Origin of the sequence: Streptomyces sp. CoH27, assembly GCF_020181035.1 — a bacterium.
GTDB lineage: Bacteria > Actinomycetota > Actinomycetes > Streptomycetales > Streptomycetaceae > Streptomyces > Streptomyces camelliae.
Map to the genome: position 1 here is coordinate 508,068 of NZ_JAIQYY010000001.1, position 20,354 is coordinate 528,421.

Genomic DNA, 20,354 nt, shown 5'->3' on the forward strand with positions numbered 1-20,354 from the left:
CGTCGGATCGGTCGGATCAGGACGCCCGACCGGCCTTCCGGCGGCGCATCACGTAGACGCCGGCCGTACCCGCGGCCAGCACCGCCAGCCCGCCCGCGGTCAGACTCGGACCGGCGAGCGCGCCGCCGCCCGTGTGCATACCGCCGTTGGGCCGGTCGCGGCCGTTGCCACGCTCGTCGTTGCCACGACCGTTCTCCCGACCGCCGCCACCCCCGCCGTCGCGACCGTTCTCCCGGCCGCCGTCACCCCCGCCGTCACGGCCGTTCTCCCGACCGCCGTCACCCCCGCCGTCACGGCCGCTCTCCCGGCCGTTGTCCCGGCCCGAGTCCGAACCCCAGTCGTCGCCCTGCACCAGGGCGAGCGCGCCACCACCGGTGTGCACACCGCCATGAGGCTCGCCACGCCCACGGTCGTTGCCCCGCCCACGGCCCTCGCCGCGACCATGGTCGTCACCCCGGCCGCGCTCGTCGTCGCCACCCCGGCCGCGGTCACCGCCGTGGCCCTCGTCGCCGCCGCGCTCGTCGTCACCACCTCGGCCGCGCTCGTCGTCACCACCCCGGCCGCGCTCGTCGTCACCACCCCGGCCGCGCTCGTCGTCACCACCGCGGCCGCGCTCGTCGTCACCACCGCGGCCGCGGTCACCGCCGTGGTCATCGCCCCGCACGACGGAGAGTGCTCCGCCACCCGTGTGAACTCCACCGCGCGGCTCGTCGTGTCCGCGGCCGTTGTCGTGGTCGTCTCCGCGATTGTTGTCGTGGTCGCGGCCATTGTTGTCGTGGTCGCGGCCATTGTTGTCGTGGTCTCGGCCGTGGTCCTCGCCACGGCCGTGGTTGTCCTCGCCACCCCGGTCGCGGTCACCGCCCCGGCCGTGGTTCTGGCTGTGAGAAGAGTCGTCGCGGCCACCGTCGTCGCCCATGTGGGCGGCGAACGCGGCGCCGGGCGTGGCGAAGGCGAGGGCGGCAGTGACGGCCGCCGTTGCCAAAAGCCTGCGGGCAGAACGCATAGCGATGTCCTTCCGCCGTGACCGGGCAGCGGATACCTCATCAGCTGGATAGACCCGGCCTCGACATGAACCACCGTCAGCGAGCAACCGGACTCGCACCATCCGAGCCACCCAGCCGGGTCACCCAGCCACCCGTCTGACCCAGTGATCGCCTCCTTTGAACCGCCGTCCGGGTGAATCGAGCGGCGTGGCGCCACCGTCGTACGGCACCTCGCCGTCTATTACGCCCACCTCACGCGGGCGTCCGCAGAACAGAGCACGTCACCCATGGCTGCCTGGATGACAACTCCCCCGCACGGAAGTGCAGTTGATGGGACCGGCCCGGTTCCGACGGGATCCGGTCCAGACCTTTCCCCGGCGAGATCACGCCGATCGGACACGAAGATTCACGATCCCCTTGTTATGACTGCCGTCATAACGCAGGCTGGTGCCGACAGGCACGGCAGGCGGAAGCGGTGGGAGGAATCAGTGGCGGACGGGATGGCGCGGGCGCTGTGGGAGCGGTACGAGCCGGTGCACGATCTCGTGTACTTCGCACCGGAGGTGCGCCGGGCGGCGGACGCGCTCGGGATGCGCGGGTACTGGATGGGATATTTCGCGCTGCGGGCCGCGCCGCTCGGCGCCGTGCCTCCGTCCGTGGTGACCAGCTGCTTCTACGTCTTCCACCCCGACCGAGTGGCCCGGGCCCTGCCGGACGCCTGGCAGTACGCGGCACCCGGTGACGTCCTGGCCGCCCGGCTGGACGCCCTGGACGCGGCGATGACCGGCCTGTTCGGGCCGGACACCGTCGGCTCCGCCGACTTCGCCGAGGCCGCCGACCTCGCCTGGGAGGCCGCGGCCGCCGCAGACACCACGGGCCGGGTGCTGGGCGCCGCCAACCAGGCGCTGGAGCGGCCCGAGCGCCCGGCCGCGCGGCTGTGGCAGGCGCTGACGACCCTGCGCGAGCACAGGGGCGATTCGCATGTCGCGGTGCTGGTGAGCCAGGGGCTGGGGCCGGTCGAGGCGATGCTGCTCAAGACGGCGGCCGACGAGTCGGACGAGGCGTTCCTGCGGGAGACGCGCAAGTGGGAGCAGGCGGACTGGGACGCGGCCGGGGCCCGGCTGCGCGAGCGGGGTCTGCTCGCGGCGGACGGGTCGCTCACCCCGGCCGGTGCGGTCGTACGCACGGAGGTCGAGGCGCTGACCGACGCGGCGGCCGAAGGACCGTGGACCGCCCTCGGCCCGGACCGCACCGCCCGCCTGGCCGGCCTGCTGGAACCACTGGCCCACGCCGTCGAGGGCTCGGGTCTGCTGCCGTCGGCCAATCCGGTGGGGGTGACGCGGGGGTCGTACGCCGTCGGAGGCTGAGGGCGTTCCGAGGACCCCGCAGCGCGGCGGGCGCACGCCGGGGTGCCGGCCGGGTGAGCCCGTCGAGCGGCCCGCCTGAGGTCTCCCGCGCCGGCCGCGCGCCGAGCCGTGGGAGGCCCGTCGGTACATCGGCCCCGGGCCGTGCTCCCTGAGCTGCGCGGTGCGCCCGTACGCCGTCCCTGGCGGCTTGGCCCGGGACGGCGTACGGGTGACCCCTGGGGTTACCAGGTCACCGGCAGCCGTTCGGGGATGCGTTTCATGAAGCCTGTACGCCAGACCAGTTGGCCGGGCGGAACGGCCAGGGCGAGGTCCGGCAGGCGGGTGAGGAGGACCTCCAGGGCGATACGGGCGTGGGCGCGGCCGAGGGCGGTCGCGGGGCAGTAGTGGGCTCCGCCGCCGAAGGAGAGATGGTCGGCGGTGTTCTCGCGGTGGACGTCGAAGCGGTGCGGGTCCGGGAACTTGGCCGGGTCCAGGTTGGCGCCCTCGACCAGCACCAGGACCAGTTCGCCCTTCTTGACCAGGGTGTCACCGAGCCGGATGTCGGCCAGGGCGAGCCGGGGCAGGGCGTCGCCGATGGACAGGTTCACCCGCAGCAGTTCCTCCACGCCGGCACCGATGAGGTCCGGGCGGTCGCGCAACAGGTCCCGGGCCACGGGGTGGGTGAGCAGGTGGACGAGGGCCATGGTGAGGAAGCCCGAGGTCGAGATGACCCCGGCACCGAACAGGGTGACGCCGACGGTGGCCAGCATCTCGTCGGTGACGTGGGCGTAGTCGGGGTCTTCGCGCAGGGCGGCCAGTTCGCCCATCAGGCCGACTGTCGCGGGGGCGTCGAGCAGGGCCGTCATCCGGGTGATGTCCCGGTCCCAGTTGATGCGCGCGCCGGCGATCGGGCAGGGCGCGTTCATGAAGGCGATGTCGAGGCTGCGCAGGAAGGCCGGGGCCTCGGTCTGCGGGATGCCGAGGATGTGGCAGTGCATCCCCGCCGAGTACGGCTCGCAGAACGTGCCCCGCAGATCCGCCGTGGGCCCGTCGGCCAGCAGCCGGTCCACCAGACGGTGGGCCTCCGTGCGCAGCCACTCCAGCAGGCCCGGTGACTTCGGGTTGAGCGCCTTCAGCACCGCCCGGCGCAGCCCGGCCCCGGTGATGTTGCCCATGTTGTTCACGACCTCGGGCGGGATCGTGAGCGCGTACTGGCGGGGCACGCCCGGGGCGGAGGTGTCCTTGAGGGAGAAGCGGTCGTCCTTCAGCACCTGCGCGCACAGTTCGTACGACGACACCAGCCAGGCCTCGTCGCCGGCGATGGTCCGTACCCGCCGCACGGGGGTGGTGGTACGCAGTTCCTCGACCTCGGCGGGCACCCGGGTGCCGTCCCAGGAGAACGGGAAGCCGAGCAGGGGCGGGGCGCTCGGGGCAGGGGCGGTGGTCATGCGGCGGTTCCTTCCAGGGCGGGGGTGACGACGGCGTGGCCCTGGTTGCGGGAGGCACGCAGACCGGCGCCGCGGGAGTACAACAGCTCGGCCATCGGCAGCAGTTGGTGGTAGCAGTTGAGCGAGGACGGCACCTTGAGGATCGCGGGGGTGTCCAGGAACAGCGGGGCCTCGGCGCACACGTATTCCAGGCACACGGCCCGCAGTTGCTCGGTCGGCTCCTCTCCCCGGGCGGTGAGGAAACGATTCACCAGGGTGTCGCAGACGGTCCGGAAGGCGCCGTCGGAACCCAGCCGGGCCATCAGCTGCCGGTGGATCTCCTGGTAGGCGGGGTTGGTCCGGAACTCCGACATGGGATGCCAGTCGAGCCGGGTGCCGTCCGGGTCGGCCGCCGCCACGGCGTCCCGGATCTTGGCGCGCACTCCGCGCAGGTTCTTCACCGCTTTGCGTCTGGCCTCGTCCGGCCGGTATCCGGACGCCTCGTACATCTCGGCGACGTAGAGGTCGGTGTAGACGAAGTCGACGCGGTCGAAGCGGTCCAGTCCCCAGCGGGCGAGGGCGTGCAGGCGGCGGGCCGAGAAGTAGCTGTTGCCCGGGGACACACCGATCACGGCGTGCGCGCCCTCGCCCAGGATGACCTCGCAGTGAGAGGTGTACGGCTGGACTTCGAAGACGTCGGCCATCAGCACGGATGCTGTGGTCACAGAGGGAGTCCTCCGCCGCGCGCTAGTCCCGTCGGGGCCCGGTGCCCCTGGTGTGGCTGCGCGGCGCCCTCACGCTAGCCGTACGGAATCAGCACGGGTAGTGACCATCTGAGTTTGGCTGGAAACAGTCGTAGTAATGGTCGAAGTTCCGTGAGCCGTACATCTGTTGAGGGCCGTACCCTGGGGCCGTGGTAAACGGAGACGAGGCTCACGAGGATCCGGGCCGGGCAGCGTCCCGGCTCACCGGCCGCCCGGCCGGCGAGGCGCGGGCGGGGGCCGGATCGCCGATCGAGGTCCTGCTGGACGGCGATATCCCGGTGATGGTCAAGCGCGGTGACGCACCCGGGGCCGTACGGGCCGAGGTGGCCGGGCTGCGCTGGCTGGCCGCGGCGGGTGCGGTCCGGGTGCCCGAGGTGCTCGGTCACGACGAGCGCTGGATGGTCACGGAGCGGGTGCCGACCGGCCGACCGGACCCCGGAGCGGCGCTGCGTTTCGGCCAGGCCCTTGCGGCCCTGCACGGCGCGGGTGCTTCGGATTTCGGAGCGCCGCCGCCCGACGGCCCCGAGGACGCGTTCATCGGCCTCGCTCCCATGCGCAACACACCCGGCACCGACTGGCCCCGCTGGTACGCCGAGCACCGCGTGCTGCCCTATGTGCGCGGCGCGGTCGACCGCGGCACGCTCCGGCACCGGGAGGCAGAGGTGTTCGAGCGAGTCTGCGTGCGGCTGCCGGAGCTGGCCGGACCCGCCGAGCCGCCCGCCAGGCTGCACGGCGACCTGTGGCACGGGAACGTGCTGTGGGGCGCCGACGGCGAGGTCCGGCTGATCGACCCGGCCGCGCACGGCGGGCACCGGGAGACCGACCTGGCGATGCTCCAGCTGTTCGGCTGCCCCCATCTGGACCGGGTGCTCGCCGGGTACGAGGAGGCGGCGCCGCTCGCCGGCGGCTGGCGGGACCGGGTGGGCGTGCACCAGCTGTTCCCGCTGCTGGTGCACGCCGTGCTGTTCGGGCGCGGATACGCGGACCAGGCGCTGGCGGTGGCACGGAGCGCGCTGCGGGCGTGATGCGGGGCTACTCCTCCGCGTCCGGGGCGGTGATCAGCCCGGACTTGATGTAGCGGGCGAGGTTGAGGTGGTCGCCGTGCTCCTCGCGCAGGCCCTCCGCCCACAGCACGCTCTGCGTGCCCTCGTGCTTGACCATGCCGGGGCTGACCCCGATCCGGAAGCCGCCGGGCAGGGGCTTGCCGTCCCGGTACGGCAGGAAGTCCAGCGGGGTCGGGCCCGGCGAGGCGTACACCGCGCAGTCGGAGAGGACCGCGACCGGGTACTGGCCGGTGGCGCGGGCGGTGGCGAGCATCTTGCGGTGCATGTTGATCCGCGCCTTGGCGATGACCGCGGCCCGGATGTCCGGGCGCCAGGTCGGCCGGTCCAGCGCCGGCCACCGCTCCCCCGGCCGCCAGCCGGAGCGGCCGCGCTCGCGCAGTTTCCCGATGCCACCCTTGACGGTGGCCTTGATCGCCGAGAGGACGAGGGCGAGGTACGGGTCGCGGTCCTTGTGGCCCGCCATCGCCGTGAGGAACTCCTCGGGCGTCATGCCGGTGGTGACGCCGAGGTCGGCCATCGTGGCGATGTAGGCGTCGCGCAGCCTGGTGTACCAGGCGTCCAGGTACGGGCCGTGCTCGGGACGCACGTACGCCTCCAGCGGTGCCACCTCATAGCCGAGTTCGAGGGCGTACGCCACGGTCGGCGTCGCGTACCAGGCCGGACCCTCGGGCGTTTCACCGTCCGGTGTGAAGGGGCTCGGCAGGCGGGGGTCGAGCCGGACGTGGGAGAGGTCGACCAGCCAGGAGCCGGGCAGCGCCGGGTCGAACTCCGGGTTGTGCACATGCGCCGGGGCGCCGAGGCCGACGACGGTACGGTTGGCCGCCGCCGCGAACGCCATGTTGACGTCGATGCCGACGAGGTACGGCTGCATGCACTCCTCGTCGGTCAGCGGCCGGGCCCAGTCGTAGGCCTCCTCGCGGAGCATCTCGGCCGGGGTGCGCTCGTGGAAGCGGGGCAGGTGGGCGAGGAGCGGGTGCCCGTCCGGGGCCTCGCAGGGCGCGCAGTCGACGGCGCCGGTCAGGGCGCCGGGGTTCGGTGCGGACACCCACTGGCCGGCGTCGTCGCGCACCGCGCGGGTCGGCGGGTGCAGGGCGGTCATCAGCTCCAGGCCCGTCACGGCCGTGGAGCCGCACGGGGTGAGGACGCGGGAGGCGTAGGCTCCGAGGACCCGGGCGAGTTCCGCCGCGGGCAGGCCGGCCGCGTCACCCCAGTACCGGCTGTCCAGCGCGTTCCAGGACGGCAGACAGAAGTGGACACTGTGGCGCCGGCTGCCCTCGGCGGGGCGGTAGACCCAGGCCCAGGGTCCGAAACCGCGCCGGGTGAGCAGCCAGTCGGCCTTGAGCAACTGCCGGACAGCCTTGTTCGTGTCGGGGATCCGTCCGGCGAGCCGTTCCTCGTCGCTCAGCTTCGGTGGCAGCCCGTACCGCACGCACGCCGACTCGGTGAGCACGACCAGCGGATCGGCGTCCTTGCCGGACCGGTGCAGCCGCGGCTGTCCGAGCCGTGCCTCGGCGAGGGTCCACTCCACGAGCGCGGGCAGCGACCTGGCAGGCACGTCGAGCACGAGCCCGCCGACGCAGTACGCGCTCACCCGGCCGTCGTCATCGACGTCGATCACGGCGAGCGGCCCGTGCGCGAAGCGGGGGTCCGCCGGTTCGGGGACGGAGGGGGTGCGGGACTTTCCGGAGGCGGCCTTCTTGCCGGCGGCACGGCGCGCTGGGCGGGGGGCCGGGTCGGTGCCGGCGGTGGTGGCTGAGGCGGGTGTGTGATGTCCGGGCTCGGGGCGGCCGGGGGGTGCCGACCGATCGGCGGCCGGCGGAGCGGGGACGGTCTGCGGCGAGGCGGCGGATTCCGGGGCGGCCGGAGATGTGTCGAGCCCGGCCGCCGGGTGGATCGAGGTGGCGGCCGGGGGCGCCGCGGAAGGCTCGGTGGCGTCCGCGGGCGTCCCGTGGGCCGCGGGCGTTGGCCGGCGGGGCGCCGTCGAGGACGTCTGCGGGCCCGGTGCGGGGGCCGGGGGCGCGAGGGATGCGGACGCAGTGGCCGGAGCCGTCGCCGGTCGGTGGCGCTCGGCGGCCGGAGCGCTCGGCTCGGACAGTGCGGTGCCGGGCGGCGGCGCGGCGTGAGCGGTCGTGGTGGGGGCCGACGGGGTGACGGGCTGCCGCGACCCGGCAGCCGGGGCGGTCGGGGGCGCCGCGGAAGGCTCGGTGGCGTCCGCGGGCGTCCCGTCGGCTGCGGACGTTCGCTGGAGGGGCGCCGCCGGAGGTACCTGTGGACCCGGAGTGGCGGCCGGAGGCGATGCGGGCTGTGGAGCCGGGTACCGGTGGGAGAGGCCCTCCAGGAGGCGGCGGTAGGCCTCGCGGCGGTCGCCCTTCGGTTCGGCGCGGCCCGCCTCCCAGGCCTGGATGCTGGGTACGCGGACCCCGAGGGCCTGCGCGACCGCGGCCTCGGTCAGGCCGGCCGCCTCCCGTAGCCGCGTCCGCTCCGCGGGGGCGGGGAGCACGGTGCCGTCGTCCACGGCGGCGAGCAGCGAGTCCACCGCCGAGAAGAGGTCGTCGGGCTGGTCCGTCATTTCCACATCCGCATTTCTACCTGACGCCCTGGCGGATCTCTTCGAGCCGGGTCGTCAGCCGCTGGTGGCGCTGCGAGGCTGCCTGTGCGGAGTTCAGCCCCTGGTGCAGGGCGATCTGCCGCCAGTCCATACCGCGGCGCCGCGCCTCCATCACCACCTGGCTCTCCAGCCGGTCCAGTTGACGGCGCAGTCCGTCCACGAGACCGAGGGCGGCGCCGACGTCGTCGGCCGTGACGTCCGACGGCGCGCCGGTCCCGGGCCCGCGGCGGTCGGTCGCGCTCAGCAGCCGGCCGAGGAGCGCCGCGTCCTCGGCGACCCGGTGTGCCGGGGTACCGTCGAGCGCGGCGTCGGCCGCGAGGGCGGCGAGCCGCAGCCGGGCCGCGGCCTGCGCGGCCAGGGAATCCCGGGCATCGTGAACTTCGTGGGCGTCGTAGGCGTCCTGTGCCATGCGGGCATGCTATCCGGCCCGGTCAACGGAACAACGTTGTGTTGTTTCCTTACGGGAGGACTCGCGGCACCCACTCCGGCCTGCGGTTACGCAGCGTAAGGAAACCAATCACCCGTTCGATTCGTATAAGGACGTGAAAGCCGAACCAGGGAGAGACCATGCAACCGTTCACGCTCAACTACGCGCGCCCCGCTGTGCAGTTGGACGTCACCACTCCGTATGCGTATGACTCCGGACTGCAGTTGAACGTCCTCCCGGACGGGCGGATCGCCGCCACCGACCACGCGACCCTGAGGGCTCTGGGGACCACGACGTCGACCGCCGGTTCCAAGACGCACTTCGACGACTGAACCGCGGACCCGAGAACATGACCGTGCTCATCCTGACCAGTGAAGAGGACGTGACGGCGGACATGGTGGTCCTCCGGCTCGGCGAGGCCGGCGTGCCCGTCGTCCGGCTCGACCCCGCCGATCTGACCAACGGGGTGGCGCTGTCGGGCGAGTACGTGCAAGGCGCCTGCCGTGGACATCTGTCCGTCGGCGGGCGCCTGGTGAGCATGAGCGGCCTGCGCTCCGTCTGGGTGCGCAGGCCGGGTACCGCGGCCGCCCGAGCCGTCCACCCGTCGGCCTGGCTGACGGAGGAGTCCGCGCAGGCGCTGTACGGCATGCTGCGGTGCACCGACGCGCGCTGGATGAACCATCCCGACGCCGCCCAGCGCGCACGGCACAAGCCGTGGCAGCTGCGTCACGCCCAGCACTGCGGCCTGCCGGTGCCGGCCACGCTGATCACGACATTCCCGCAGGCGGCGCGGGAGTTCGCCGCGCGCTACCCGGACCTGGTGGTCAAGCCGGTCTCCGGTGCGCATCCGCAGGAGCCGCCGCGCGCGGTGCCGACCAGCCGGGTCGCGCCGGACACGGACTTCGCGGCGGTCGCCTTCGGTCCGACACTGCTGCAGCGCCGGATCGCCAAGCGGGCCGACGTCCGGCTCACCGTCGTCGGCGACACCCTGCTGGCCGCGCGCAAGCCCACCGCCCCCGACGCGCACCCCGACGACGTGGACGTCCGGTTCGCCCCGGCGGTCTCCCCGTGGCTGCCCGCTCAGGTGCCGCCGCGCGTCGCGGAGGGCGTGCGGCGGTACATGAGGGGCGCGGAACTCGCATACGGCGCATTCGACTTCGCCGAGGACGCGGACGGGATCTGGTGGTTCCTGGAGTGCAACCAGTCGGGCCAGTTCGGGTTCGTGGAGATGGACACAGGTCAGCCCATCGCCGCCACGATCGCCAACTGGCTTGCCACGGGCGGGGATTCTGACGTCAGGTGTGCGAAGGGCGACCGGAGCGCAGCATCTTGAGGGTGCGGGGATCGGCTCGGAGAAGGGAACACGGCATGCGCATCGGACTGCTGGGAACGGGCCCGTGGGCCCGGGCGGCCTACGCCCCCGCGCTCGCCGGACACACCGGCCTGCGGTTCGCGGGGGTGTGGGGGCGCCGGCCGTCGGCGGCCAGGGAACTGGCGGAGCGCTATGACGTCACGGCGTACGACGACGTGGACGCGCTGCTGGCCGACGTGGACGCGGTGGCGGTGGCCCTGCCGCCGTCCGTGCAGGCGGAGCTGGCGGTGCGGGCGGCGCGGGCGGGCCGTCATCTGCTGCTGGACAAGCCGCTGGCGGTGTCGGTCGCCGAGGCCCGGTCGGTCGTGGCGGCCGTGGACCGGGCCGGGGTGGCGTCGGTGGTCTTCTTCACCGCACGCTTCCAGAAGGAGCCGGAGGCCTGGATCGAGGAGCAGGCGGCCGTGGCGGGCTGGTTCACGGCGCGGGCGCAGTGGCTGGGGGCGGTGTTCACGTCCGACAGCCCGTTCGCGGACTCGCCGTGGCGGCGGGAGAAGGGTGCACTGTGGGACGTGGGCCCGCACGCCCTGTCCGTTCTGCTGCCGGTCCTGGGTGACGTGCGGCAGGTGGTGTCGGCGGCGCACGGTCCCGCCGACACCGTCCACCTGGTCCTCGACCACGCCACGGGCGCCTCCAGCACGCTCACGCTGAGCCTGACGGCGCCGCCGGCCGCCGCCGGGGCCGATGTGGAGCTGCGGGGCGAGGCGGGGGTGACCCTTCTCCCCGGCAGCTCCGAGGGCGCGGTCCCCGCGCTCACCCGGGCCGCCGACGCCCTGCTGACCGCCGCCCGCACGGGCCGCCCGCATGCCTGCGACGCCGCGTTCGGCCTCCGTGTCACCGAGATCCTGGCAACGGCGCAGAGCCACTTGGCCACCACCACAGCCTGCCCCCGGGCCCCGCACGGCCGGCCCGCCTGAGGACCCCGGGCCGGCCCCGGCGCCGTGGCCGCCCTGCCGGGTACGCGGGGCTCGGGCCGGTTTCAGGCGCCGGCCTCACCCGCCGCGGAACGAGAGGCCGGGTCCGGGGTGGCGGCGTACGTTGGGGGTGTGGGACTGGTGTGCGGATGGGGGGCGCGGGAGGAGCGTGGGTGGTTGCGCGGGGCGCCGCCGCCGGTGTGGGTGCGGGTGCTGCCCGTGGTGCTGCTCGTCGGCGTCAGCTCCGCCACCGCGGTCACCCCGCACGCCCGCGACCTCGGCTTCCTGCTGGGCGCCATCCCGCCGCTGGCGGTCCTGTCGTACGGCCCGCTGGCGACCGCCGTCCTCGGTTCCGGAGTGGTCGCGGCGCTGAACGTCCCGGCCACTCATCTGAACCGTCCCGGCAACACCGACCTGCTCACCATCGTCTTCGTGGCCGCGCTGAGCGTGTTCGTGTCGTACGTGCGCAGTCGCCGGGACGCCCAGCTGGACGCCGAGCGGGCGATCGGCGAGGCCGTGCAGCGCGCCGTGATGCCACTGCTGCCGCAGCGGGTCGGAAGCGTGGAGTGCACGGGTTTCTACCGGGCCGCGCAGGACGGGACACTGGTCGGCGGGGACTTCTTCGACGTGCGCGACGGGCCGTACGGGGTGCGCGCGGTGATGGGGGACGTCCGGGGACACGGGCTGTCGGCGGTCGCCACGGTCGTGTCCCTGCTGGGTGCCTTTCGGGAGGCCGCGCTGGACGAGCCGGACCTGGAGTCGGTGGCCGCCCGGATGGACCGCCGGCTGGCGGTGGACTCGGCGGGTGTGCCGGACGGGGAGTTGTTCGCCACCGGCGTGCTGCTGGAGTTCTCCGCCGACGGGCGGACGGTGCGGGTGGTGGGCTGCGGTCATCCGGCCCCCGTCCTGCTGCACGAGGAGCACGCCCTGGAGGTGACGGTCGCGCCGGGGCCACCACTGGGCCTCGGGCTGCTCGGCGCCGAACCGCCGAAGGAGATCACCGTGGCGCTCGGACCGGGCGACCGGTTGTTCCTGGCCTCCGACGGGGTGTGGGAGGCGCGGGACGACAGCGACGTCTTCTATCCGCTGCCGGCGCGGCTGGCCGCCCTGAGCGGTACCGGGCCCGCCACCGACCTGCCCGGACTGGTCTGGCAGGACCTGGTGCGGCTGCGGTACGAGGTCCGGGACGACGTCTCCATGCTGGTGCTGGCCCCCGGCTCGCCGGACGCCCTCAATTGACGAACCCACAGCCGTAGTTCGAACGAACCGTCTCAAACGCCAGGTCGCGCCACCCCTTCCGCCACGTAGAAATATCTACGAGCATGCATATGCCGGGTCGCTGTGCGGGCGCACGACGTGCCCGGCCGTGGTCGCTGCCCGCGCCGGGGCGGGCGAGCGAGGACATCCGGAGCAGCGCATGACGAACACGATGTGGATGCGGGGCGTGGAGTGGCTGGCCGCCGCGGCGGCGGACCCGCGCTCGTGCAAATGGGAGTGGGATCACGGTGAGGGGATCGCGCTGCTGGAGGCGGGCCGCTTCTGGGACGTGCTGAGCGTGCCCGACCGGCTCGGGCTGCTCACCCTGGACCTGCTGTGGCGGCCCGGGATGCCCGTCCCGGGGCCGACACTGGTCGACTCGGCGGCGGGCCGGGTCGGGTTCTTCGTGCCGCCGGACCCGTCCGGGGGCTGGGTGGGCGCCGGTCTGCGGTACGCGACCAAGGGGTCCTGGGTGGCCGTACCGCCGCCGTACCGCCCGGCGCGCTTCCTGGAGTGGCTCGTGCCGCCCGACGGCACCGGCACGCTGCACGCGCCCGGCACTCTCGAAGAAGCCCTGCGGGAGGCCAACGGCACCCTCGCCGTCCTCACCCCGCTGTGCGGGCAGTGACGGATCAGGTGCGCTCGGCCGCGGCCGGGGTGCGCGAGGCGAGACCGGGAACGACGACCCACAGCAGGTCCGGTTCCGCGGGCACGGCCCGCCCCTGCGCCCGCCACTCGGCGACGAGCCGGGCGTAGATCGGCTCCCGGGCCCGGTCCGCCTGCTCGCGCCGGTCCGCGCGGCGCGTCTGATCGGTCCGGTCCACGTGACGCGTCTGATCGGTCCGGTCCGCGCGGCGCGCCCGGTCGATCCGGTCCACCCGGCGCGCCTGCTCCGTCAGGTCCCCCGGGCCCGCCTGCTCCGGACGGCCGGTACGGTGCCTCCGCTCCAGCCGGTCCAGGCAGTAGGCGGGGTCCAGACGGTCCAGGCGGTAGGCGGGGTCCGGCCGGTCGGGGCGGTACGCCGGGTCCAGGCGGTCCGAGCGGTCCATGCCCTCCAAGCGGTTCATGCCGGGGCAACGCCCGTGAGCCACCGCTGGTACGCCCGGCCCCGTCGGGTCACCGGGTCGGGTGAGGCCATCCCCCGAACGGGCCCCGCACCTGTCGGACAAGCATCCCGCCGGTGCTCCCGCGCGCCCTGCCGGTCCCGCCCGGTCCGACGGGCGGGCCGGGGTGCGCGCTCCTATGCTGGGGGTCCGGGCTCCGACGTCCCGCTCAGCGCAGGTTCGGCTCTCACGTGCTTGGAGTCAGCCCATGCCGCAATCGTCCGCACGCCTGCTGAGGGGGGCGACGGTGGCCGTCACGGTGGGGACACTGCTGGCACCGCCCGCCGCCGCGCCCGTATGGGCAACGCCGGCTTCCGCACCCGCCGCACCGGCCACCGGGTCACCCAGCCCCTCCCCCTCGGGACCGGCCGTCCGCGACCTCACGCCCGCCATGGCACGCCAACTGGACGCCGCAGTACGGAAGGTGATGCGCGAGGCGGACATTCCCGGCGCCACCGTCGGCATCTGGACGCCGGGGCAGCCGAGTTACATCCGCTCGTTCGGTGTGGCCGACACGAGCACGGGCCGCAGAATGACGCCCGACCTGTACATGCGCATCGGCAGCGAGACCAAGACGTTCACCGTGTCCGCGCTGCTCCAGCTGGTCGACCGGAAGAAGGCCGGTCTCGACGACCCGATCGGCAGGTACGTCGACGGGGTGCCGGGCGGCGACACGATCACGCTGCGGCAGCTCGCGGACATGCGCAGCGGGCTGTTCAACTACTCCGAGGACCCGGGCTTCGTCAAGGAGCTCACCTCGCATCCGCGACGGGGCTTCACACCCCAGCAGTTGCTCGCCTACTCCTTCAGGCATCCGGTGCTGTTCCCGCCGGGGCAGAAGTTCTCCTACTGCAACACCAACCTCATCCTGCTCGGTCTGGTGGTGGAGAAGCAGAGCGGGCAGCGCCTCGGGGCCTACATCAAGCAGCACGTCACCGATCCGGCCGGCATGCGGGACACGCTCTTCCCGACGGGCAACGAGTTCCCCAGCCCGCACGCGCAGGGCTACACCGAGCAGACGGCGAACGGCGAGGTCGCCGATACGGCCGACTGGAACCCGTCCTGGGGCTGGGCGGCCGGCGCGATGATCTCGACCCTGGAGAATCTGCGGATCTGGGCGCGTACCGTCGCCACGGGCCGGTTCCCCGACGGCGAACGGATGATCAGCGCCGCCACCCAGCAACAGCGGCTGATCACATCGCAGACCGGCACGGTCAAGGGCGCCGGATACGGCCTGGGCATCTTCGACGTGCAGGGCTGGATCGGCCACAACGGCTCCCTGCCGGGTTACGAGTCCCTGACGGTCCATCTGCCGTCGACGCGGACGACGCTCGTCGTGCTGCTCAACACCGACACCGACTACCAGGGCCAGGAGCCCACCACGGTGCTGGGCAGGGCGATCACGACGATCATCACCCCCGCGCACGTCTACAACCTGCCGGTCACACCCACGGGTTGACGCAGCGGCGCGGGGCCGCGACCGGTCCCCCGTGCCGGTCGTGCCCCGCGGACCACTGAACCTACGTGCGATACGGGGCCCGGGGTAGCGCACCGGTGCCCGGCCCGGTCCGCCGGGCACTCACCCGTGCACAGCCGAGTCCGGTTGCTCCCGGTTCGTCGTACCGAGTTCGGGTACGGGCAGCTCGCCGGTGACCAGGTGGGCGAGGACGGTCTCGTACAGATCGGTGCCGCCGCCCGTCAGCCGGCGTTCCAGGACACCTTCGGCCGCCCGGAGATGTTCGCGCACGGTCTGGGCGTGGACGCCGAGCGTCTGGGCGGCGCGTTCGGCGTGCGCGTCGGCGGCTGTCCAGGCGCGCAGGGTGGCGCGCAGGTCCCGGCCGTCCTCGTCGAGCCGACCGAGGAGACCCTCGGCCCAGGTGCGCAGCGCCCGCGTGCCGAGCAGGTCCGCGAGGACGTCCCGGTCCGCCGGGTGGCCCGCGGGGCCGCCGGGGTCGTACGGGCCGTGCGCGGCCTCGGTGTTGAGGGCGAGATGGGCGACGGCGCGGACGGAGAGCCGGGAGAAGTCGGCGCCGAGCAGGCCGGCGACCCGGTCCATCCGGGCACGGACCGTGTTCCGGCTGACGCCGAGCACCTTGGCGGCGCTGACGGCGGTGAACTCCAGGCCCAGCCCGGTGGTGGCGAGCAGTTCGGCCCGCACATGGTGCGGCAGTGTGTCGAGCGGGCGCAGCACCCCGGCGGCCCAGGTGCGCACTCCGGCCGGGTCCATGAGCTGGGCGGGCCGGGTGCGGGCGGCGTAGACCGCGGACCGTTCGGGCCGGAAGCGGGCGACGGCCAGGGCGGTGACGGCCTGTCCGTAGGCGGTGGCGGTCAGGGCCAGGCGCTGGCGGGGGCTGCCGCCGAGGAAGGTGCCGGGGTGGCCGGCGACGAGGGACCGCAGCCGCTCCCCCACCTCGGCCGACGGGCCGACGACGATGACGTGTCCGTCCATCGCGGGGCAGCGCACGACGAGGGCCCGGCCCTCGGTGCTGTCCGCGCAGGCGTCGGCGAGCCGGTCGCGTTCGGCGGCGGAGGTCTCGACGACGTACACGCGGGCGGTGTCCTCCTCCAGCAGCCCCGGCCACAGCCCGGCGGCGACCCGGCGGGCGGAGACGGTGTCCTCCACCATCAGCAGTTGCAGGATCGCGAGGCGCAGATCGGCCGTGGCCCGCCGCAGCCGCCGCCCGGCGTCGGCCAACTCCCGCTCCCTGAGCAGCAGTTCCAGTACGCCCGCGGTGTGGTTGAGGATCGCGGCGGCGTTCCGGTCGAAGGGCGCCGGGCGGGCCACGGCGAGCACGGCTCCGGCCGCCGGGCCGGGTCCCGGGTGCCGTATCCCGACCAGCCGCACATGCCGTACGCCGTCTTCCAGGGCCGCGGCGGCGACCCGGCCGGCGGCGATGTCGCGGGCCACGGCGGCGTCGAGCGGCATGCGCTCACCGGCGAGCAGGCGGCCGTGCGCGTCCTGGAGGCACACGGCCGCCCGGGTGATGCGGGCCAGCCAGGCGACGAGCCGGCCGAGGTCGCGTCCGGCGGGCCGCAGATGGTCCAGCAACTGCTGCTCCCAGGCGCCGTCGCCGCCGTACGGCAGCACGTGTGCCGTGTCCTCGTCCGGTCGGGCCGCCACGTCTCCGCCCCCTCCTCGCCTCCGCTTTGACCTGGGCATACGCAGCGGCACGTTACCCGAAGGGGCCCGCTCGCGTCCCTGCCCCGGACTCGGCTCCGCCGACGGCCCGGGGGGGGTGGGCCGTCGACGGAGACGCGGCGCCCGGAGCGGGGGGCCCCGGACGGCTCAGAGGTCGGATGCCCCGGAATCCGGAACGTACACGGGAGAACGCGAGGGACTTTCGGGGCGGTCGGGTCGGGAGCGGCTCACTCGGTCCGGGCCTGCACCGCTCCCACGCGCATCCCGGCCGCCACGAGGACCGCGCCCGCCAGGCTCAGGGCGGGGGTGCCGAGGGCGCCGCCGGTCTGCGGGGTGGTGGCCTGGAGCCCCTCGGCCACCGCGCCGCCCCTGACGGGCGCGTTGCCGACGACGGCGTCGGAGGAGGCGGACAGCACCATGCCGACGACGAGGCCGAGCGCGACGAACGGCGGCCGGGCCGAGGGTGTTGGGCATGAGCCCGCCGAAGACGCCCTGGGGCGCGCGGAAGACGACGACACCCTCGATGGTGCCGGACAGCCCGATGGCGACGGAGGACACGGCGAACCCGGCGACGCCGACGACGTGGAAGGTGCGCGGCCGCGGGAGTCCCCCCGCGCGAGCGCAGCCGAGCGTGGGGGAGGTCGCCGAGCCTGCCGCCGAGGATCAGCACGGCGGCGAGAGCCGGCAGACAGGCGTTGGCGTTGGCCACCCTCCCCCAGAGGGGGCACGCCCGGCAACTGAGCGGTCGGCGTGTGCCCGTCGCCCGGGGAGGTCGCCGAGCCTGCCGCCGAGGATCAGCACGGCGGCGAGAGCCGGCAGACAGGCGTTGGCGTTGGCCACCCTCCCCCAGAGGGGGCACGCCCGGCAACTGAGCGGTCGGCGTGTGCCCGTCGCCCGGCGCCGGCCGGCCGAGGTGTGCGGCCTTCGCCGCGGCGGGAACGGTACGACCTCATAGGCAGCTCAAACAGGTGCGTCCTCATAGGCATGCGCGCCACAGGCCTCCGCGGCTGCGCGGGCCGCGCCCGGCGACGGCATAAGCTCGATGGATGGCGAAGTACTTCGACGTGCATCCCGAGAACCCGCAGCCGCGCAGCATCGCCCAGATCGCGGACGCGGTGCGCTCGGACGCGCTCATCGCATACCCGACCGACTCCTGTTACGCGCTGGGCTGCCGGCTGGGCAGCCGGGACGGCATGGACCGGATCCGTTCCATCCGGCAGCTGGACGACCGGCACCACTTCACGCTGATGTGCCGGGATTTCGCCCAGCTCGGCCAGTTCGTGCGGGTGGACAACGACGTCTTCCGGGCGGTGAAGGCGGCCACGCCCGGCAGCTACACCTTCATCCTCCCGGCGACCCGTGAGGTGCCGCGCAAGCTGCTGCACCCGAAGAAGAAGACCGTGGGCGTGCGCATCCCCGACCATGTGGTCACCCAGGCGCTGCTGGCGGAGCTGGGCGAGCCGCTGCTGTCCAGCACGCTGCTGCTGCCGGACGAGGAGGAGCCGCTGACCCAGGGCTGGGAGATCAAGGACCGGCTCGACCACGTGGTGGACGCGGTGGTGGACTCCGGCGACTGCGGCACCGAGCCGACCACGGTCGTGGACTTCTCCGGCGGCGAGGCGGAGATCGTCCGGCGGGGTGCCGGGGACACCGACCGCTTCGAGTGACCGGCCCACTCCTACAGCCCAACGGTGCGGCTCCGTCCGGCCGTACGGCCCACCCGGTGCGGCGCCGCCGATCTTGCATGACAGCATGGCCGTAGCCCTGGCGCCGGGGGCGAGTGCCGTCCGGCGCCCATTCTCCAGGGAGGCCTGCTCACCATGACCGATGTCCAGGGAATCGACCTCGACATCCAGACCGAGGACGGCGTCGCCGACGCCTACCTCGTCCACCCCGCGGACGGGCTCCCCCGTCCGGGTGTGCTGTTCTACCAGGACGCCTACGGCCTGCGCCCGCACCTGAAGTCGATGGCCGACCGGCTGGCCGCCGCCGGCTACACGGTGCTGGTGCCCAATGTCACCTACCGCCTCGGCCGGTCTCCGGTCGTGGACCTGCCCGAGTTCAAGGACCCGGCCGCCGACCCGACCATCTGGCAGAAGCTCGGGCCGATCGTCTTCTCGCTGACCCCGGATCTGATCGATCGGGACTCCGCCGCCTATCTGGGCTGGATGGCCGACAGCCCGCTCGTCGCCGACGGTCCGGTCGGCACCACCGGCTACTGCATGGGTGCCCGGCTCGCCCTGTGGACGGCGGCGGCGCATCCGGACCGGGTGGCGGCCGTGGCCGGGTTCCACGGCGGCGGGCTCGCCACCGACGACCCGACCAGCCCGCACCTGGGTGCGCCGCGCATCAAGGCGGAGGTGTACTGCGGTCACGCCGACAACGACCAGTCGCTGCCGCCGGAGCAGATCGAGCGCTTCGAGAAGGCCCTGACCGAGGCCGGGGTCCGGCACACCTGCGAGGTCTACCCGGGCGCCCAGCACGGCTACACGCAGGCGGACACCCCGTCGTACGACAAGGAGGCCGACGACCGCCACTGGGCGGCCCTGCTCGGCCTGCTCCAGCGCACCTTCTGACACCGGCGCACGGCGCCCGCCACACGGTGGGCGTCGTGCGCACGTCTGCCCCTTGCATTGACATGCACGCGGCGCGGCGCGAGTCTGAGAGCGCTCTCAGACAGGTACGGACCAATTTCCGTACGACCCCGACCCCACACGGAGGTAGGAGAGTGCCGCATCACCTCACGCGTCCCGCGCTGCCCTTGGCGGCCGCAGCGGCCCTGATCGGCGGGGCGCTCGCCCTTGGTGTACCGGACCCGGCCGGCGCCGCCGTCCCGGACACCGTCCCGCTGGAGATCACCAACAACTCCGGCCGTTCCGAACCCGTCTACGTCTACGACCTCGGCACCCAGCTGTCCTCCGGCCGGCAGGGCTGGGCCGACGCGACCGGCGCCTTCCATGCCTGGCCCGCGGGCGGCACCCCACCGGCACCCGCGCCGGACGCGTCCATCGCCGGCCCGGCCCCCGGGCAGTCCACGACGATCCGGATCCCGAAGTTCTCCGGCCGGATCTACTTCTCGTACGGCCAGAAGCTCGACTTCCGGCTCACCACGGGCGGACTGGTGCAGCCGGCCGTGCAGAATCCGTCCGACCCGAACCGGAACATCCTCTTCAACTGGTCCGAGTACACGCTGAACGACTCCGGCCTGTGGCTCAACAGCACCCAGGTGGACATGTTCTCGGCGCCGTACGCGGTCGGCGTGCGGCGGGCCGACGGCAGTGTGAGCACCACCGGACACCTCAGGTCCGGTGGCTACACCGGCTTCTTCAACGCCCTGCGCGCACAGCCGGGCGGCTGGGCCGGGCTGATCCAGACCCGCTCCGACGGCACCGTGCTGCGCGCGCTGTCCCCGTTGTACGGGGTGGAGACCGGGGCGCTGCCGGCGAACGTGATGGACGACTACGTGGGCCGGGTCTGGCAGAGGTACACGAACAGCACGCTGACCGTGACACCGTTCGCCGACCAGCCGGGCACCCGGTACTTCGGGCGGGTCTCGGGCGGCGTCATGAACTTCACCGACGCCTCGGGCTCGGTCGTCACCAGCTTCCAGAAGCCGGACGCGGACAGTGTCTTCGGCTGCCACAAGCTGCTCGACGCACCGAACGACACGGTCCGGGGCCCCATTTCCCGCACGCTGTGCGCCGGTTTCAACCGCTCGACGCTGCTGAGCAGTTCGAGCCAGCCGGACACCACGCCCTCGGACTTCTACCAGGACACGGTGACGAACCAGTACGCCCGCGCGGTCCACGCGGCGATGGCCGACGGCAAGGCCTACGCGTTCGCCTTCGACGACGTCGGCGACCAGGAGTCGCTGGTGAACGACGGCAACCCGCAGCAGGCGTATCTCACACTGGATCCGCTGAGCTGACATGCCGCGGTCCCGCGCCCGAGGG

Annotated in this window: 20 protein-coding genes; 12 read left to right on the top strand and 8 right to left on the bottom strand. The window is 73.6% G+C overall.

What is annotated here, in order from left to right:
* Positions 1 to 16: 16 nt before the first annotated feature.
* Complete coding sequence (locus tag LE548_RS02425; protein ID WP_225094886.1) at positions 17 to 382, bottom strand: hypothetical protein; 366 nt, start codon at positions 380 to 382, stop codon at positions 17 to 19.
* A 6-nt stretch (positions 383 to 388) separates the two neighbouring features.
* Between LE548_RS02425 and LE548_RS02430 the strand changes: the two genes are divergently transcribed.
* Together LE548_RS02430 and LE548_RS02435 are read left to right on the top strand one after the other, a co-directional pair.
* Positions 389 to 1,024, top strand: a complete 636-nt coding sequence (locus LE548_RS02430; protein ID WP_225094887.1) for a hypothetical protein — start codon at positions 389 to 391, stop codon at positions 1,022 to 1,024.
* 447 nt (positions 1,025 to 1,471) lie between these two features.
* Entirely contained in the window at positions 1,472 to 2,350 is an 879-nt protein-coding gene (locus LE548_RS02435; RefSeq protein WP_225094888.1) for a hypothetical protein, read from the top strand.
* Between the two features lie 221 nt (positions 2,351 to 2,571).
* Here LE548_RS02435 and LE548_RS02440 read toward each other — a convergent pair whose 3' ends face one another.
* Positions 2,572 to 3,777: a cytochrome P450 gene (locus tag LE548_RS02440; RefSeq protein ID WP_225094889.1), complete on the bottom strand. Its 1,206-nt coding sequence runs from the start codon at positions 3,775 to 3,777 to the stop codon at positions 2,572 to 2,574.
* Complete coding sequence (locus LE548_RS02445) at positions 3,774 to 4,481, bottom strand: tRNA-dependent cyclodipeptide synthase (protein WP_225094890.1); 708 nt, start codon at positions 4,479 to 4,481, stop codon at positions 3,774 to 3,776. Before LE548_RS02445 ends, LE548_RS02440 begins: the two co-directional genes overlap by 4 nt.
* A gap of 188 nt (positions 4,482 to 4,669) precedes the next feature.
* Here LE548_RS02445 and LE548_RS02450 point away from each other — a divergent pair, with 188 nt between their 5' ends.
* Positions 4,670 to 5,545 carry a fructosamine kinase family protein gene (locus tag LE548_RS02450; protein ID WP_225094891.1) on the top strand — a complete coding sequence of 292 codons (876 nt, stop codon included), beginning with the start codon at positions 4,670 to 4,672 and terminating at the stop codon, positions 5,543 to 5,545.
* 7 nt (positions 5,546 to 5,552) lie between these two features.
* On the opposite strand, the gene LE548_RS02455 is transcribed toward LE548_RS02450, so the two are convergent.
* Together LE548_RS02455 and LE548_RS02460 are read right to left on the bottom strand one after the other, a co-directional pair.
* Positions 5,553 to 8,153 carry a helix-turn-helix domain-containing protein gene (locus LE548_RS02455; protein WP_225094892.1) on the bottom strand — a complete coding sequence of 867 codons (2,601 nt, stop codon included), beginning with the start codon at positions 8,151 to 8,153 and terminating at the stop codon, positions 5,553 to 5,555.
* 16 nt (positions 8,154 to 8,169) lie between these two features.
* Positions 8,170 to 8,601 carry a hypothetical protein gene (locus LE548_RS02460; protein WP_225094893.1) on the bottom strand — a complete coding sequence of 144 codons (432 nt, stop codon included), beginning with the start codon at positions 8,599 to 8,601 and terminating at the stop codon, positions 8,170 to 8,172.
* Between the two features lie 158 nt (positions 8,602 to 8,759).
* Here LE548_RS02460 and tgmA point away from each other — a divergent pair, with 158 nt between their 5' ends.
* From tgmA to LE548_RS02485, 5 genes are all read left to right on the top strand, one after another.
* Positions 8,760 to 8,951 carry a putative ATP-grasp-modified RiPP gene (gene tgmA / locus LE548_RS02465; protein ID WP_020938095.1) on the top strand — a complete coding sequence of 64 codons (192 nt, stop codon included), beginning with the start codon at positions 8,760 to 8,762 and terminating at the stop codon, positions 8,949 to 8,951.
* Positions 8,952 to 8,968: 17 nt separating this feature from the next.
* On the top strand, positions 8,969 to 9,952 hold the full coding sequence (tgmB, locus tag LE548_RS02470; RefSeq protein ID WP_225094894.1) for an ATP-grasp ribosomal peptide maturase: 984 nt from the start codon (positions 8,969 to 8,971) through the stop codon (positions 9,950 to 9,952).
* Between the two features lie 35 nt (positions 9,953 to 9,987).
* Positions 9,988 to 10,905 carry a Gfo/Idh/MocA family protein gene (locus tag LE548_RS02475; protein ID WP_225094895.1) on the top strand — a complete coding sequence of 306 codons (918 nt, stop codon included), beginning with the start codon at positions 9,988 to 9,990 and terminating at the stop codon, positions 10,903 to 10,905.
* A gap of 174 nt (positions 10,906 to 11,079) precedes the next feature.
* Complete coding sequence (locus LE548_RS02480; RefSeq protein ID WP_225094896.1) at positions 11,080 to 12,141, top strand: PP2C family protein-serine/threonine phosphatase; 1,062 nt, start codon at positions 11,080 to 11,082, stop codon at positions 12,139 to 12,141.
* Positions 12,142 to 12,319: 178 nt separating this feature from the next.
* Positions 12,320 to 12,787 carry a hypothetical protein gene (locus tag LE548_RS02485; protein WP_225094897.1) on the top strand — a complete coding sequence of 156 codons (468 nt, stop codon included), beginning with the start codon at positions 12,320 to 12,322 and terminating at the stop codon, positions 12,785 to 12,787.
* A gap of 4 nt (positions 12,788 to 12,791) precedes the next feature.
* Here the strand turns inward: LE548_RS02485 and LE548_RS02490 are convergent, their stop codons facing one another.
* Positions 12,792 to 13,226: a hypothetical protein gene (locus LE548_RS02490; RefSeq protein ID WP_225094898.1), complete on the bottom strand. Its 435-nt coding sequence runs from the start codon at positions 13,224 to 13,226 to the stop codon at positions 12,792 to 12,794.
* A gap of 244 nt (positions 13,227 to 13,470) precedes the next feature.
* On the opposite strand from LE548_RS02490, the gene LE548_RS02495 reads away from it, so the two are divergent.
* Positions 13,471 to 14,721 (top strand): serine hydrolase, encoded by a 1,251-nt coding sequence (locus LE548_RS02495; protein WP_225094899.1) that lies wholly within the window; start codon positions 13,471 to 13,473, stop codon positions 14,719 to 14,721.
* Positions 14,722 to 14,841: 120 nt separating this feature from the next.
* On the opposite strand, the gene LE548_RS02500 is transcribed toward LE548_RS02495, so the two are convergent.
* Entirely contained in the window at positions 14,842 to 16,383 is a 1,542-nt protein-coding gene (locus tag LE548_RS02500) for a helix-turn-helix domain-containing protein (protein WP_225094900.1), read from the bottom strand.
* A 245-nt stretch (positions 16,384 to 16,628) separates the two neighbouring features.
* Positions 16,629 to 16,820, bottom strand: coding sequence for a hypothetical protein (locus LE548_RS02505; RefSeq protein WP_225094980.1), 192 nt, complete (start codon positions 16,818 to 16,820; stop codon positions 16,629 to 16,631).
* A gap of 627 nt (positions 16,821 to 17,447) precedes the next feature.
* On the opposite strand from LE548_RS02505, the gene LE548_RS02515 reads away from it, so the two are divergent.
* The 3 genes from LE548_RS02515 to LE548_RS02525 all read left to right on the top strand — a co-directional run bounded on the left by LE548_RS02515 (position 17,448) and on the right by LE548_RS02525 (position 20,329).
* A complete protein-coding gene (locus tag LE548_RS02515; RefSeq protein ID WP_225094901.1) occupies positions 17,448 to 18,068 on the top strand; it encodes an L-threonylcarbamoyladenylate synthase in 621 nt (206 codons plus the stop codon).
* Positions 18,069 to 18,221: 153 nt separating this feature from the next.
* Positions 18,222 to 18,977 carry a dienelactone hydrolase family protein gene (locus tag LE548_RS02520; RefSeq protein WP_225094902.1) on the top strand — a complete coding sequence of 252 codons (756 nt, stop codon included), beginning with the start codon at positions 18,222 to 18,224 and terminating at the stop codon, positions 18,975 to 18,977.
* 152 nt (positions 18,978 to 19,129) lie between these two features.
* The gene (locus LE548_RS02525) at positions 19,130 to 20,329 is read left to right on the top strand and encodes a glycoside hydrolase family 64 protein (RefSeq protein WP_374116007.1); all 1,200 of its coding nucleotides are present in this window, start codon (positions 19,130 to 19,132) and stop codon (positions 20,327 to 20,329) included.
* Positions 20,330 to 20,354: the final 25 nt, after the last annotated feature.